This window comes from Aeromicrobium camelliae, assembly GCF_003850045.1.
Taxonomy (GTDB): domain Bacteria; phylum Actinomycetota; class Actinomycetes; order Propionibacteriales; family Nocardioidaceae; genus Aeromicrobium; species Aeromicrobium camelliae.
The window spans coordinates 105,467-118,093 of sequence record NZ_RQJX01000008.1 but is presented as its reverse complement, the minus strand read 5'-3'; the positions used below and the strand labels follow the sequence as shown (position 1 = coordinate 118,093).

14 protein-coding genes are annotated in these 12,627 nt (G+C 70.1%); 10 read left to right on the top strand and 4 right to left on the bottom strand.

The window, feature by feature from the left end; genetic code table 11:
* Nucleotides 1-47 precede the first annotated feature (47 nt).
* Nucleotides 48-953, top strand: a complete 906-nt coding sequence (locus tag EHW97_RS07855) for a DUF559 domain-containing protein (RefSeq protein ID WP_124236610.1) — start codon at nt 48-50, stop codon at nt 951-953.
* A gap of 54 nt (nt 954-1,007) precedes the next feature.
* Here the strand turns inward: EHW97_RS07855 and EHW97_RS07850 are convergent, their stop codons facing one another.
* Nucleotides 1,008-1,685: a Crp/Fnr family transcriptional regulator gene (locus EHW97_RS07850; RefSeq protein ID WP_124236609.1), complete on the bottom strand. Its 678-nt coding sequence runs from the start codon at nt 1,683-1,685 to the stop codon at nt 1,008-1,010.
* 100 nt (nt 1,686-1,785) lie between these two features.
* Here EHW97_RS07850 and nth point away from each other — a divergent pair, with 100 nt between their 5' ends.
* From nth to EHW97_RS07830, 4 genes are read left to right on the top strand one after another with little or no spacing between them, the layout of a single operon-like run.
* Nucleotides 1,786-2,508 carry an endonuclease III gene (gene nth, locus EHW97_RS07845; protein WP_208001949.1) on the top strand — a complete coding sequence of 241 codons (723 nt, stop codon included), beginning with the start codon at nt 1,786-1,788 and terminating at the stop codon, nt 2,506-2,508.
* Nucleotides 2,505-3,164 (top strand): NUDIX hydrolase, encoded by a 660-nt coding sequence (locus EHW97_RS07840; protein ID WP_124236608.1) that lies wholly within the window; start codon nt 2,505-2,507, stop codon nt 3,162-3,164. The genes nth and EHW97_RS07840 overlap by 4 nt, the downstream gene beginning before the upstream one ends.
* Nucleotides 3,161-4,312, top strand: coding sequence for a MarP family serine protease (locus EHW97_RS07835; protein ID WP_124236607.1), 1,152 nt, complete (start codon nt 3,161-3,163; stop codon nt 4,310-4,312). The genes EHW97_RS07840 and EHW97_RS07835 overlap by 4 nt, the downstream gene beginning before the upstream one ends.
* Nucleotides 4,312-5,145, top strand: coding sequence for a hypothetical protein (locus tag EHW97_RS07830; RefSeq protein ID WP_124236606.1), 834 nt, complete (start codon nt 4,312-4,314; stop codon nt 5,143-5,145). Before EHW97_RS07835 ends, EHW97_RS07830 begins: the two co-directional genes overlap by 1 nt.
* A 6-nt stretch (nt 5,146-5,151) precedes the next feature.
* Here the strand turns inward: EHW97_RS07830 and EHW97_RS07825 are convergent, their stop codons facing one another.
* Complete coding sequence (locus EHW97_RS07825; RefSeq protein WP_124236605.1) at nt 5,152-5,553, bottom strand: phage holin family protein; 402 nt, start codon at nt 5,551-5,553, stop codon at nt 5,152-5,154.
* Nucleotides 5,554-5,689: 136 nt separating this feature from the next.
* Here EHW97_RS07825 and EHW97_RS07820 point away from each other — a divergent pair, with 136 nt between their 5' ends.
* A complete protein-coding gene (locus tag EHW97_RS07820) occupies nt 5,690-6,826 on the top strand; it encodes an NAD(P)/FAD-dependent oxidoreductase (RefSeq protein ID WP_166367439.1) in 1,137 nt (378 codons plus the stop codon).
* On the opposite strand, the gene EHW97_RS07815 is transcribed toward EHW97_RS07820, so the two are convergent.
* The gene (locus tag EHW97_RS07815) at nt 6,805-7,548 is read right to left on the bottom strand and encodes a PDC sensor domain-containing protein (RefSeq protein ID WP_166367438.1); all 744 of its coding nucleotides are present in this window, start codon (nt 7,546-7,548) and stop codon (nt 6,805-6,807) included. The two genes, EHW97_RS07820 and EHW97_RS07815, sit on opposite strands and share 22 nt — an antisense overlap.
* Nucleotides 7,533-8,288: a FadR/GntR family transcriptional regulator gene (locus EHW97_RS07810; RefSeq protein WP_124236602.1), complete on the bottom strand. Its 756-nt coding sequence runs from the start codon at nt 8,286-8,288 to the stop codon at nt 7,533-7,535. Before EHW97_RS07810 ends, EHW97_RS07815 begins: the two co-directional genes overlap by 16 nt.
* A 205-nt stretch (nt 8,289-8,493) precedes the next feature.
* Between EHW97_RS07810 and EHW97_RS07805 the strand changes: the two genes are divergently transcribed.
* The 4 genes from EHW97_RS07805 to EHW97_RS07790 are packed head-to-tail and all read left to right on the top strand — an operon-like array spanning nt 8,494 to nt 12,624.
* A complete protein-coding gene (locus EHW97_RS07805; RefSeq protein ID WP_166367437.1) occupies nt 8,494-10,038 on the top strand; it encodes an aldehyde dehydrogenase family protein in 1,545 nt (514 codons plus the stop codon).
* Nucleotides 10,035-11,228 carry an aminotransferase class III-fold pyridoxal phosphate-dependent enzyme gene (locus tag EHW97_RS07800; protein ID WP_208001948.1) on the top strand — a complete coding sequence of 398 codons (1,194 nt, stop codon included), beginning with the start codon at nt 10,035-10,037 and terminating at the stop codon, nt 11,226-11,228. Before EHW97_RS07805 ends, EHW97_RS07800 begins: the two co-directional genes overlap by 4 nt.
* Nucleotides 11,225-11,983 (top strand): amino acid ABC transporter ATP-binding protein, encoded by a 759-nt coding sequence (locus tag EHW97_RS07795; RefSeq protein ID WP_124236600.1) that lies wholly within the window; start codon nt 11,225-11,227, stop codon nt 11,981-11,983. The genes EHW97_RS07800 and EHW97_RS07795 overlap by 4 nt, the downstream gene beginning before the upstream one ends.
* Nucleotides 11,983-12,624, top strand: a complete 642-nt coding sequence (locus EHW97_RS07790; RefSeq protein ID WP_124236599.1) for an amino acid ABC transporter permease — start codon at nt 11,983-11,985, stop codon at nt 12,622-12,624. Before EHW97_RS07795 ends, EHW97_RS07790 begins: the two co-directional genes overlap by 1 nt.
* The last annotated feature ends 3 nt before the right edge of the window (nt 12,625-12,627 follow it).

Genomic DNA, 12,627 nt, shown 5'->3' with positions numbered 1-12,627 from the left:
GTGGAAAGCGGATCGTCATCCTGCGGTGACGATGCGACGGTGTGAGCATGCCAGCTCCCCGACCGCTACCACCTGAACTCGCCGGACGGGTGTTCACTCGTGACGAGGCGATGCGCGCAGGTATCACCGACGCGATGCTGCGCGGCCGACGCATCGTCACCGAGCACGAGGGCGTCTACCGCTATGCGTCCACCACGATGACCTTCGCGCTCCATGTGCAGGCAGCGTTGGCGGTCGCCCCGCCGGATGCGGCGCTGAGTCATCTGACCGCACTTCGTTGGTGGGGCTTCGAGCTGGGGCCCGAGTTGCCCGTGCATCTTGCCACCAACACGCGGCACCAGCGACGCCGTTCCGGGCTCGTGGTTCACCGCTACCAGGGACGACTGCGTCCTGTGCTGCACCGCGGCGTCCGGACGCTGGGCCCCAAGCGCACCTTCGTGGACGTGGCGACTGTGGTGTCGCTCGGTCGGTTGGTCGAGGTCGGCGACTGGTTCGTGGCGCAAGGACTCGTCGACCTCGTCGACCTGCGTTCGTACGTGTGGGAGAGCCATCTCGACGGGGTGCGTCGGGCACGGTCTGCCGCAGTACTCGTGCGAGAAGGGTCGGCCTCGCCGCGCGAGTCGCAGGTGCGCTTCCTGGCTGTTCGTGCCGGTCTGCCCGAGCCGGAACTCAACGTGGACATTCACGACGATGCCGGGCGCTTTCTCGCGCGCGGCGACCTCGTCTACCGACGGTGGAAGGTGCTCGTCGAGTATGACGGTTGGCAGCACGAGCGTGACGCGGTGCAGCGCCAGCGGGACCATCTGCGACGCGAGGCGCTCGAAGCGGAGGGCTGGCGCGTCATCGTGGTGACGGTCGCCGACCTCGCGCGTCCCGCGTACGTCGCATGGCGCATCGATCAAGCGCTCCGGGCCCGCGGCTACGTCGGCCCCGGCCCCAGATTTGCTGCCTGATCGTCGACCGAGGCGGGTGTCGGTCGACGGATGGCGCGCAAATCTGGGTTCTCGTCAGCGGGCGCGCTTCTGGAGGCGTTCGAGGTCGAGGATGACGACGCTGCGCGGCTCGAGGCGGACCCAGCCGCGCGAGGCGAAGTCGGCGAGCGCCTTGTTGACCGTCTCGCGCGAGGCGCCGACGAGCTGGGCCAGCTCCTCCTGCGTGAGGTCGTGATTGACGTAGATGCCGTCCTCGGCCTCACGGCCGAAGCGGTCGGCGAGATCGAGCAGCGCCTTGGAGACGCGGCCGGGGACGTCGGAGAACACCATGTCGCCGACGACCTCGTTGGTGCGGCGCAGGCGGCCGGCGAGCTGGTTCAGCAGCGCCTTGGCGACGTCGGGGTGCTCGTTGAGCACGGGGCTCAGCGCGTCGTGTCCGAGGCTCTTGAGCGAGGCGTCGGTGACGGCCGTCGCCGTGGCCGAACGCGGCCCCGGATCGAAGAAGGACAGCTCACCGAACATCTGACCCGGGCCGAGGATGGCCAGCAGGTTCTCGCGGCCGTCGGGCGAGGTGCGGCCGAGCTTGATCTTGCCGCTGATGACGACGTACAGCTTGTCGCCGTCGTCGCCCTCGTTGAACAGGATCTCGCCACGTCGCAGGGACGCGGACTCCATCGAGGACTCCAGAGCCGCCGAAGCGGTCTCGTCGAGCCCGTTGAACAGGGGCGCTTGGCGCAATACGTCGTCGGTCACGATTCTTCCTTCTCGGTCACGGCCCGGTGGGTCCGTACCCCAGTTTCCCATATCCCCCGATCTTGCGAGCGTCGCAACGCTGGACACGTACTCTTATCGCGTGGTCACGTCCCCTGTTCCGCGCCCCGACACCGCCCTCGTGCGGCGTGCGCGCAAGATCAACCGGGTGCTCGCGGCCACCTATCCGGACGCGCATCCCGAGCTCGACTTCCGCAACCCGTTCGAGCTGCTGGTGGTCACCGTGCTGTCCGCGCAGACCACCGACAGGCGCGTCAACGCCGTCAGTCCGGCATTGTTCGCGGCCTATCCCGACGCCGCCGCGCTGGCCGCGGCCGACCGCACGGAGCTCGAGGGGCTCATCCGGCCCACCGGCTTCTTCCGCGCCAAGACCGACAGCCTGCTGGCGCTCGCCGCCGCCCTCGTCGAGCGGTTCGACGGGGAGGTGCCGGGGCGGCTCGACGACCTCGTCACGCTTCCGGGCGTCGGCCGCAAGACGGCCAATGTCGTGCTGGGCAACGCGTTCGGGGTCCCGGGCATCACGGTCGACACCCACTTCGCCCGGCTCGCGGAACGGTTCGGCTGGGTCGACTCCGCCACGGCGCGCCATCCGGTCAAGACCGAGCACGCGGTCGGCGCGCTGTTCCCGCGACGCGAGTGGACCGACGTGAGCCAGCGGTTGATCTGGCACGGCCGCCGGCGCTGCCACGCTCGCAAGCCGGCCTGCGGCGCCTGCCCGGTCGCACGCTGGTGCCCCTCGTACGGCATCGGTCCGACCGATCCCGTGGAGGCCGAAGCGCTCGTCACCACGCAGGGGCGCGCATGACGGCCACGACCGCCGAGCTGCCGGAGTGGCTGCGGCCGGTCGCCGACCTCGCCGGATCCGTGGAAGCCGAGCAGCTCGCCCCCCGATTTCCGCATCCGCCGCCGGACGCGCGTCCCGCGGCCGTGCTCATGCTGTTCGCCGACGGACCGCGCGGTCCCCAGCTGCTGCTCACCGAGCGTGCCAGCACGCTGCGCAACCACGCCGGCCAGATCTCCTTCCCGGGCGGCAAGAGCGATCCGGAGGACGCCGACGCCGTCGCCACGGCGCTGCGGGAGGCGGAGGAGGAGGTCGGTCTCGATCCCGATTCCGTCGAGGTGTTCGGGACGTTGCCGACCTTGTGGCTGCCGCCCAGCAACCACGCCGTCACGCCCGTGCTCGGGTACTGGCGCGAGTGGGGTCCCGAACTGGTCCCGGTGAGCCTGGACGAGGTCGAGCAGGTGATCTGGTCGCCGATCGACGAGCTCCTCGATCCGGAGCGCCGCTTCAGCGTCGTGCACAGCGGAGGGTGGCGGGGGCCGGCCTTCGACATCGGGACCGACGTCCCGCTGTGGGGTTTCACCGCGGGGGTGATCGCTCGGCTGTTCGACCACGTGGGGTGGTCCCGGCCGTGGGACGCCTCGCGCGAGCGCCCGCTCCCGGAGGGGGGAGCACCGTGAACACCCTCGACCTGATCCTGCTCGGGCTCGTCGCGCTCTACGCTGCGTCCGGTTTCGTGCACGGATTCGTGCTCAATCTCATCGAGGGCATCGGCCTCATCGCCGGCGGGCTCATCGGTGTGGTCGTCGCGCCCTGGATCTTCGGTGGCGGTCAGCCGCTCCTGGCCCTGTTGTTCGTCGTGGGGTGTCTGCTGGCCGGCCAGTTCATCGGCAGGTTGGCCGGGCGTGACTTCCGGGTGAAGGAGTGGCCCTGGCGGGCCGTGGATGCGGTGGCGGGTGCCGCCCTGGGTGTCGCCGCGGTGCTCGCGGCGGCGTGGGCCCTCGGCTACGCGGTGAGCGGGGCCACCATCCCGTACCTGAGCCAGGCGGTCCGGACGTCGGCGATTCTCGAGCGGGTCGACCGCGTGATGCCCACCCAGGCATCCGACGTCCTCGCCACCTTCAGCCGCTCGCTCACCGACGACGTCTTCCCCCGTTATCTCGAACCGTTCCAACCCGAGGTCATCACCTCGATCGAACCGCCCGACGACGCGACGCTCGCGTTGCCGGGCGTGCAGTCGGCCTCGGGCAGCGTCGTTAAGATCGTCGGCTCGGCGCAGTGCGGCCGGGGGATCGAGGGATCGGGCTTCGTCTACGCCGACGGCCGCATCATGACCAACGCGCACGTGGTCGCCGGCGTGTCCGACCCGATCGTCGAGGTCGACGGCCGTCGCGTCAGCGCCGTCCCCGTCGTGTTCGACCCCGGCATGGACATCGCGGTACTCCGCACCGAGAGCCTGGACGTCCCGGCGCTTGAGTTCGACACCTCCGGCTCGGCCGGTGACGCCGCCGCGGTACTCGGGTATCCCGAGAACGGCCCCTTCGACGCGCGCGCGGCCCGTATCCGCGACGTCACGACGATGCGGGCCACTGACATCTACGGCCAGGGCGAGCACCCCCGCGAGGCCTTCTCCGTGCGTTCGCTGGTGCGCTCGGGCAACTCGGGCGGACCGCTCGTCTCGGAGGAGGGGCGGGTGTACGGCGTGATCTTCGCGGCGTCCGTCAGCGACCCGTCGACCGGGTACGCCGTGACGGCCCGGCAGGCCGCGGGCAACGCGCAGGCGGGCATTGCCGCAACCGAACGGGTTTCTACGGGAGGATGCGTCTGATGCGCACCCTGGCTTCTGTCTTCTGCTGGATCGTCGCGGTCGTGGCGGGAACCGTCGCGCTGCCGGTCGCCTGGATCGCCGACAACGTCACCGATGAAGCGGGATACGTCGAACTCGTCCGCGAGTTGCGGGACGACCAGGAGTTGCGGGCCGCGGTCTCCGAGATCGTCGCCGCGGACCTCACCGAGAACCTCGGACTGCCGGACGTGCTGCGCGATCAGGTGGCGGAGCAACTGCGCGCGACGCTGGACAGGCTCGAGCAGGTGGAGGGGTTCGACGCGGCCTGGGATGAGACGCAGCGACGATCCCACGCCCTCTGGTTCGACGGACACCGCCCTCTAGCGGAGTTGCAGCTCGACGTCGCACCACTCGCTCGACTGGCCGTCGAACCTCTCGCTGCTCAACTCCCTGTGGAGCTCGCCCCGCCCGAGCAGATGCTCGTGACCATCGCGTCGGCACCGCCGGGGATGGAGTGGGTCGAGTCGGCGCCGACCTGGAAGATGATCTCGCTCATCGCCGCAGGCGCTGCGACGTTCCTGTGCTTCGTGTTCGCGCGCCGCCGGTCGGTGGGGCTGGCATGGATCGGCGTGGGAGCACTGCTGGTGGCAGGGGTCTCATACGCAGGATCGCGCGTCGTGGTTCCGCTGGCGCTGGAGCGGATGGAGGCCAGCGCGTCCGCGTTCGGTCAGGTGCTCAGCGACACCCTCGCGGCACGGTTCCAGGCATCACTCGACGTGTGGATCGAGATGCTGGCGATCGCCGGTGCTGCGGCGCTGGTGCTCGGCGTCCTCGCGCGGCTCGTCGCCGGACGCCTCGAGGCGCGGAGGCGTTGAGGCCGCTTACTCGACCTTGCCCTTGAGGGTCGAGGGAATCTGCTTGGCCGTGGCGATGGTGCGCTGCGGCGCCTTGACCTTGCGGAACCGGCGGATGCCGATGAACGCGAGGAGCAGCGCGAGCAGCAGGTAGGCGCCGGTCACGATGAGGAACGCCCACGCCGGGTGGAGTCCGGTCATGGTGAGGAAGAAGCCGATCGTGATCGACGCGAGGATCACGACGAGCAGCAGAATGAACGCCGCCACCGCGAGCAATGCCGCACCGATCCCGCCTGCCCGGACGCTCACCTTGAGCTCGGACTTGGCCAGCTGGATCTCGTGCTGGACCAGCGACGAGAAGTCGCGCGTGACGTCGGCCACCAGGCGGCCGATCGTGGGGTCCTCTGTGACGGGCTGACGTTCGCTCATGGCATGAGCCTACCGAGAAGCGCGGCGACGGCCAGCGGAATGCTCATGCGGCCACGATGTGGCGGGGGCCACCGACGGCGTAAACCTACAGCATTGTATGTTTATCGCGATCTTTTCCCCGCTGACAGGAGTGCCCATGAGCCAGCCGCGTGTCGTCGTCATCGGCGCCGGAGTCCTCGGACTGTTCACCGCCTACGAGCTGACCGCGGCGGGTGTCACGGACGTCGTCGTGCTCGAGGCGTCGCACCCCGGCGACGGGTCCTCCGGCCGATCGGTGGGCATGGTCGAGACGCAGTATCTGACCTTCCCCGACGTCCAGGTCCGCGCCTACGGGCGTGAGGTGTACGCGGCCCTCGAGCGCGACCACGACCTGCACTTCGTACACGGCGGCTACCTGCGGCTCGGACGCCAGCAGGCCGACATCACCGCCTTCGAGAAGAGCCTCGAGCACCAGAAGGCGTGCGGGGTCGATGACGCCGTCATCCTCTCGCCCCAGGACATCGCCGAGCGGTGGCCGCACATCGTCGTGGACGATCTGGTCGCGGCGCAGTTCGGCACCTGGGACGGCTACGTCGACGGCTACGCCGTGTCGCAGCTGCTCGCCGGCATCGTCAAGGGCCGCGGCGCGACCGTCGTGGCGCGCGCCGAGGTGCTCAGCGCCCAGCGCACGGGGGATGTCTGGCGCCTCGATACTGCGCAGGGCGTCTTCGAAGCCGAGGTCGTGGTGAACGCGGCCGGGCCGTGGGCCGGCCACGTCGGGGACCTCCTCGACGCGCCCGTCCCGCTGCTTCCCCAGCTGCACGGCGCCCTGACCATCGAGCTGGGCGCTCCGCAGCCGTTCACGCCCTTCGTCATGGACTATGTGCCGGGTTCGGGCACGGACGGCGTCTACTTCCGCTCCGAGCGCGCCGACCAGCTCATCGCCGGCCTGCACACCGACGAGGCGATCAAGGACCCGGTCTCCCCGGACGTGCCGCTCGGCGCCATGGGTATGGATCAGATCGAGCGGGTTATCACCTTGCTGTCCGAGCGTCTCGTGGGCGCCGACGACATGGAGATCGGCCGCAGCTGGTCCGGCATCTACCCGATGACGCCCGACCACCAGCCGATCGCCGGATGGCACCGAGACGCACCCGGCGTGGTGTGCGCGCTCGGCGCGGGAGGCTCGGGAATCCAGCTCTCACCCGCGGTCGGCCGGCTCGCCGCCGACGCGATCCTCGGGCGCTCCAGCGACTTCGAGATCGACTGGAGTCACGAGCGCTTCGGCGATTGATCGTCGAGCCGGGCGAGGGACCAGTTGAGTTCGTCGATGGTCTCTCGCCCGGTGACGTCATGGCCGAGTGAGGCGATCCGCGAACCGGTGTCGATGCTCGGGTCGCTGGAGACGACCACCCGGTCCTCGTCATCGAGGAGCGCGGAGACCTCCGTCTCGCGAAGCACGCCCTCGGCGAGGTCCAGGTAGCGCCGGGTGTCGAGATCGGCCGCGACCACGCCGACGCGCCGGTCGTCGACGACCAGCGCGATGGCCGCCGTCAAGGTGATGTCGTCTGTGCCCCACGAGTCGACGTAGGGCCCGAACAACGCAGGGCGACCGGTCGTCATCGGCACCCGGAACCAGCGCAGATGGCGCACGTCGTAGAACGAGTCCGACTGCGGGTTCGTGACGTGACGCTTGCGGCTCACGTGGCCGTCGCGGCGGATCCACCACGCCATCGACGCCGTGCCGTCCATCGACTCCTCGCCGATGACCGCGGCGCCGACGCCCGTCGCGAGCTGGTGGGTGACCAGCACGCGTTCGGCAGCCGGAGCAAGGGCCGCCCAGGACGCGACGTCGTCGAAGGGGCGGGCGAGGGTGAGGTCGACATCGCGCCGGCAGGCCTCGGCCAGCGCCTCGAGCGCGTCGAACAGCGGCTCGGTGAGGGCGATGATGTCGCGCGCCGCGCGGCGCAGACCGCGGTCGGAATGTTCCCCGGTGGTGTTCACGGCACTGGCCATCCTTCCGATCGCATGACGGTGGCACGCACCGCGACCCGGTCGATCGCGGCGGTCGCGTGGCGGCGCGCGGCATCGCCGTCGGCCTCCCGCACGGCGATCATCAGGTCCTGCAGGATCTGGGCGACCTCCGCGCGCAGTTGCTGGTCGGTGTAGACGAGCGTCAGCACGGGGGCGTACTCGACTTGCAGGTTGATCATCGCGCGGCTGAGGCGTACTGACTGCGAAGCCGCTGCGAGCTCGATGAAGAAGCGGCTGTCGGCGCGCCGGGACTCGACCTCGTCGCCGGCAGCGGCGAGCCGGATGGTGCCGCGCGCGAGGAGGGCGACGTCCTCGGTGGACGCGCGGGCGACGGCGAGCGAGGCGGCCTCGCAGGCGATGGCGCGTCGCCAGTCGGCCAGGTCGCGAAGGTCGAGCCGGGAGAAACGGGCGACCTGTTCGAGCGCGACGCGCAGCTGATTGGGCCGCGGCGCGCTCACCACGGTGCCGCCGCCGCGGCCTCGCCGGGTCGTGACCATGCCTTGCGCCCGCAACTGCGTCAGCGCCTCGCGCAGCGTCACGTGCGAGACGTTGAACTGCGCGGCCAGATCGGGCTCGGGCGGCAGTTGCTCTCCCTCGCCCAAGATGCCGAGCGAGATGGCGATCCGAAGCCGCTCGGCGACGGCGTCCGCCCGGCCCTGGTCGGCCAGCGGCGCGAACAGGACGCGGCGGGTCAGCGTCGAGAGCAGGTCATCGCTCTGCACGTCGCCTCCCTCGCCTGGTCCGCCGGTCGCGGCAGTCTATCCAGCGCTCCGTCCGGACCGCGTCGAGCTGGTGGTTCGCCGTCCGTTCTCGGGCCCTGCGCCGGTAACGACTGTGTTACAGGGCACACCCCCGCTTGGCTTTCAAATATACAGCGCTATATGTTTAGCGACATCACCACGGACGACGACTAGGGCAGGAACTGACATGACGGAACCTACGGTCAACTACGCGTCCTCCTCGCTGGGGGACGACGCGCTCGAAGCAGCCTTCGAGGAGGCGCTGCGCGCCATCCGCGCCGAGCGGCCCGCACCTCAGCCTCTCGTCATCGGCGGCGAGGAGCTCCACACCGGCGACGTCATCGTCCGTGAGGACCCGTGCCACGCCGGCGTCGTCATCGGTGCGGCACACGTCGCCACCACCGAGGACGTGACCCGCGCCGTGGCGGCGGCGAAGACCGCCGCCGGACCCTGGCGCCGCACGCCCTACGCGGAGCGGGTCGCGATGCTGCGCGCCGCGCGCGAGGACATCGCCCAGGAGATCGCCTACCTCTCGGCCGTCGTGTCGGCGGAGACGGGCAAGACCCGTCTCGAGGCCGTCGGCGAGGCGACCGAGGTGCTCGACATGATCGCGCACTACTGCGATCTCATGATCGAGAACGACGGCTACTGCGCGCCGCTCAAGCCCAGCGGCGGCGACACCAACTTCGACGTCATGGTCCCGTACGGCGCTTTCGCGGTGATCTCGCCGTTCAACTTCCCGGTCGCGCTCTCGATCGGCATGATGGTCGCCGCGCTCGTCACCGGCAACACCGTCGTGCTCAAGCCGTCGGACAAGACGCCCCGCTCGACCGCCGAGATCGCCGCGATCCTGCGTCGTCACCTCCCGGCGGGCGTCCTCAACGTCCTCAATGGCGGCGCCGGGGTCGGTCAGGCGCTCGCGAAGAGCGACGTCGACGGCATCGCGTTCACCGGCTCGGCGCACGTCGGCTGGGAGCTCGTCGCGACCCGCAGCCCCTCCGGACTGCCCCGCCCCGTGCTCGCCGAGATGGGCGGACAGAACCCGGCCATCGTCGCCGCCTCGGCCGATCTCGAGGCCGCGGCGCAGGGCATCGTCCGTTCCGCCTTCGGGCTGTCGGGCCAGAAGTGCAGCGCGTGCCGGCGTGTCGTCGTGGACCGTCGCGTCGCCGACGACCTGATCGACGCGCTGGTCCGCGAGACCGAGAAGCTCGTCGTGGGTGACCCGCTCGACCGGGATTCGAACCTCGGTCCCGTCATCGACGACTCCATCGCTGCACGCATCGACGAGGCCATCGCCACCGCGCAGCAGGACGGCCGCGTCGTCACCGGCGGCCGCATCGACCGTCCGGGCAACTTCTTCGCGCCGATCATCGTCACCGACCTGCCGCTCGGGCACCGTCTCACCCGCGAGGAGCTGTTCGCGCCGTTCCTCGCCGTGACCGCGGTCGACGACTTCGACGCCGCGCTCGCCGAGGCGAACGCCGTCGACTACGGCCTCTCGGCGGGTGTCTTCACCGGCGAGCAGGCCGAGATCGACCGCTTCCTCGACGAGATCCAGGCCGGCGTCATCTACGTCAATCGCGCGGCCGGTGCGACGACGGGCGCCTGGCCTGGTGTCCAGTCGTTCTGCGGCTGGAAGCTCTCGGGCTCGACCGGCAAGGGCGGCCTGGGCCTGTGGTACCTGCCCGGCTTCATGAAGGAGCAGAGCCGGACCTTCGCGGGGCAGCAGTGACCGGCGTCCAGGACTACGAGGGCCACCCGCTCGCCGAGCGGGCGCGCGCAGTCATGCCGCGTGGCAACACGCGGACGACGCTGTTCGTCCCGCCGACGCCGCCGTACGCGGTGTCGGGCAGCGGCCCCTATGTCCTCGATCAGCGCGGCCACCGGGTCATCGACTGCAACAACAACTACACCGCGCTGATCCACGGTCACGCCTTCGCCCCGGTGGAGAAGGCCGTCGCGGAGCAGTTGCCGCACGGCACCGCGTTCGGTCTGCCGACCGAGACCGAGGTTCAGCTCGCCGAGCTGCTCGCCTCGCGCACCGGCCTGCCGATGTGGCGGTTCTCCAACTCGGGAACCGAAGCGGTCATGACAGCCGTGCGGGCCGCTCGCGCGGCCACCGGGCGCGAACTGCTCGTGCGGTTCGAGGGCAGCTATCACGGCACCTCTGATGCCGTCGTCGCTGCGAACGCCCCCGGTGTCCCCGAGGCGGTCGCCGGGACGAGCCTGGCGCTGCCGCAGGGCGACGCCGAGGCGCTCCGCGAGGTCATGCGCACCCGCGGCGACGAGGTCGCGGCGGTACTCATCGACATCATGCCCAACCGGGCAGGGCTCGTCCCGGCGGCAGCGGAGTTCGTGACGCTCGTGCGCGAGCTGACCCGCCAGCACGGCGCACTCATGATCGTCGACGAGGTCATCACGTTCCGGATCGCCGAGGGCGGCCTGCACCGCGAGTACGGGATCGAACCGGACCTCATGACCGTCGGCAAGGTCATCGGCGGCGGATTCCCCGTCGGCGGGCTCGGCGGGACGGCCGAGGTCATGGCGATCTTCGACCCGCTGCGCGAGCTGGGAGTCTCGTGGGGTGGCACCTTCAGCGCCAACCCGATGTCGATGATCGCCGGCCGGGTGGCCCTGGAACACTTCACTGCCGAGGCCATCGAGCGCCTCAACTCGCTGGGCGACCAGCTGCGATCCGGCCTGACCGAGGCCGGTATCGCTGTCAGCGGACGGGGGTCGTTGACGCGTATCCGAGAGGACGTCGACCTACCCCGCCTCTGGTGGGCCCTGTACGGCGAAGGCGTTCTCGCGGGCACCAACGGTCTGCTGGCGTTGTCCACGCCGATGACCGATGACCACGTCCACACCGTGACCACCGCAGTGGTGACGGCTGTGCGCGGCCTTCGAGGAGGAAACCAGTGAAACAGGCAGAGTCGATCCTGTCCTTGCGCGACGTCGAGAAGACGTTCGCCGGGCACAAGGCCGTCGACGGGGTGTCGCTCGACATCGCACGCGGCGAGGTCGTCGCCGTCATCGGCCCCAGCGGTTCGGGCAAGAGCACGATGCTGCGCTGCATCAATCTGCTGGAGGTGCCCGACAGCGGCACCATCTCGGTGGACGGTAAGAACCTCGACACCTCCGGCACGGTCAGCGCCCGCGACCTGACCCAGCTGCGCCGCCGCGTGGGCATGGTGTTCCAGTCGTTCAACCTCTTCCCGCACATGACGGTGCTGCGCAACATCTCGCTGCCGCAGGAGCGCGTCCTCGGCCGCAGCCGCGAAGAAGCCGATCGTCGTTCGATGGAACTGCTCGAGCGAGTCGGCCTGCAGCAGAAGGCCGATGCCTACCCGGCCAAGTGCTCCGGCGGTCAGCAGCAGCGCGTCGCGATCGCCCGCGCGCTCGCGCTCGACCCGGAGATCATGCTGTTCGACGAGCCCACCAGCGCGCTCGACCCCGAGCTGGGGCTCGAGGTCCTCGCGGTCATGCGGCAGCTCGCCGACACCGGTATGACGATGATCGTCGTCACCCACGAGATCCACTTCGCCGCGACCGTCGCCGATCGTCTCATCGTCATGGCCGACGGCCGCATCCTCGAGCAGGGCCCGCCGCAGCAGGTACTCGACGACCCGCAGCACGCCCGCACGCGTACGTTCCTGTCGGCGATCAAGGACCGCTGATGGACGTCCTCTCCATCATCGTCGCCGCGATCCCGGTGACCCTCGGTGTCACGGCCGCGAGCTTCGCGATCGGTGCCCTCCTGGGCCTCGTGCTCGTCGCCGGGCGGCGTTCGCGGTGGACGGTCGTGCGCGGGATCAGCCGGTCGATCGTGGAGGTTCTGCGCGGCATCCCGCCGATCGTCCTGCTGTTCATCATCTTCTTCGGCATCGGCAGCGGCTCCCTGCGGATGGAGCCGTTCCAAGCCGCCGTCATCGGCCTGGGCCTGGTCTCGGCCGCGCACCTGTCCGAGGTCTACCGCGGCAGCCTGCTCGCCGTGCCCAAGGGACAGTTCGAGGCCGCCGACGCGCTCGGGCTGAGCCGCACGACGACGTCGGCGCGGGTCATCGCGCCTCAGGCCTTCCGCGTCGCGATGCCCGGCATGGTGACGTGGGCGATCTCGCTGCTCAAGGACTCGGCCCTCGTGTCGACGATCGGCGTCGCGGAGATCATGTCGGTCACGAACCAGTACGCGCGCTCGTCCGGCGACGGTCTGATGCCGTTCATCCTGGCCGCCGCCGTCTACATCGCGATCGGGACGCCGCTGGCCATCTGGTCGCGGTGGCTCGAGAAGCGCTTCGCCCGGATCCGGAAGGCAGCGTGAGCA